The sequence below is a fragment of the Neisseria sp. HMSC055H02 genome (assembly GCF_001813335.1).
Taxonomy (GTDB): Bacteria; Pseudomonadota; Gammaproteobacteria; order Burkholderiales; family Neisseriaceae; genus Neisseria; species Neisseria sicca_C.
The window spans coordinates 366-1989 of the sequence record NZ_KV812104.1; the positions used below are offsets into that span (position 1 = coordinate 366).

General features: G+C 52.6%; 2 protein-coding genes. Both read left to right on the forward strand.

The features are described 5' to 3' along the window. On the forward strand, positions 1 to 160 hold a 160-nt coding region (locus HMPREF2907_RS12015; protein WP_141754430.1), incomplete at its 5' end, for an aldehyde dehydrogenase family protein. 205 nt (positions 161 to 365) lie between these two features. Then, entirely contained in the window at positions 366 to 1568 is a 1203-nt protein-coding gene (locus tag HMPREF2907_RS08190) for an aromatic amino acid transport family protein (RefSeq protein WP_070682015.1), read from the forward strand. The last annotated feature ends 56 nt before the right edge of the window (positions 1569 to 1624 follow it).

Below are 1624 nucleotides of genomic sequence, written 5' to 3' on the forward strand. Positions count from 1 at the left end.
CTTGGAATACGGCATGGTCGGCATCAATACGGGCTTAATCAGTAATGAAGTGGCACCGTTTGGCGGCGTAAAACGCAGCGGTTTGGGACGTGAAGGCAGCAAATACGGTGCGGACGAATATTTGGAATTGAAATATTTGTGTATTGATGTGGCCGGATAGCCTGCCGTCGGTTTTTAGACGGCCTCACATCGGTCAGGCCGTCTAAAACCGCAACTTCTGTTAACTTCCCCTCATTTCTAATCTCCTGTATGCCGTTTCAAACGACACACAGGGATGATTGTTCCCTGAAAAACGGGAGATTCCAAAAAACATAGAAAGCAGATAAACAAATTCTGACAAATCTGCGGGTTTATAGGAGGCTGAAATGTCTGATGTATTGAGAGTGGAGAAAATTACCTTTTGGGAAGGCGTGGCCATGATTATCGGCACCAATATCGGTGCGGGGATTTTGGGCGTGTCGTATGCCGCGCGGCAGGCGGGCTATATGCCTTTGCTATTTTGGCTGGTAGTAGTAGGCGTGATTACAACCGTTACGATGCTTTATGTGGCCGAAGCCACGTTGCGCACACGGCAGCACGAGCAGTTGAGCGGTTTGGCGCAGCGCTATGTCGGCAGGTTCGGTTCGTGGCTGATGTTCACATCGGTAACGGTCAATGCACTGGGCGCACTGATAGCGTATATGAGCGGCAGCGGCGATTTGATGCATTCCTTGTTCGGCATCGACAAACGCATCGGCAGCATCCTGTTTTTCATCCCCGCCGCGCTGATTCTGGCTCTGGGCCTGAAAGCCTTGGGCAGGAGCGAGAAATGGATTACGTCGCTGATGGTGCTCATGCTGCTGGTACTGGTCGGCGCGACGCTGTTTTTCCCGACCACTGATTTCAGACGGCTTTTAGACGGCAGTTGGCTGTATATGGTGCCCGTGTTCAACTTGGTGGTGTTTATTTACTGCGCGCAATACATCGTGCCGGAACTAGCGCGCGGCCTGTCGCATACGCCCAAACAGCTTCCCAAAGCCATCGTTACCGGCATGTTTTGCACCTTTGCCCTGATTGCGCTCGTGCCGTTGTCTGTGATTTCGCTCAACGGTTTGGACAACGTCAGCCAGGTGGCGACGGTAAACTGGGGTAATGCCTTGGGAAGTTGGGCGTTTTTCATGGCAAACGGCTTCGCATTGTTCGCCATGCTGACTTCCTATTGGGGCATCGGCGGCAGTTTCTTAACCAATATTGCCGACCGCTTCAGTCTGAAAGTCGATGACAACCTGAAAGTCCGTTCGCTGACCGTGGCCGTGGTCGCCCTACCACCGCTGGTACTGGCTTACAGCGGCATGGTTGGCTTCGTTGACGCGCTTTATTTTGCGGGCGTGTTCAGCGGCGTGGTATTGAGCATCATACCGTATCTGATTATCAAAGGCGCACGCGGCAAGGGCAACCGCACACCCGAATGGACGTGCGCCCCTTGGATGACCCATCCCGCTATTTACACGCTGATTTTCCTACTCTACAGCGCAAGCGCGGTTTATGCGGTATTGGCGAAACTGGATTTGCTGCCTCCGGGCTGGTAAACGGTTTTATAATAAAAAGGCCGTCTGAGACCTTTGCAAAATTCTCCCCAAATCCC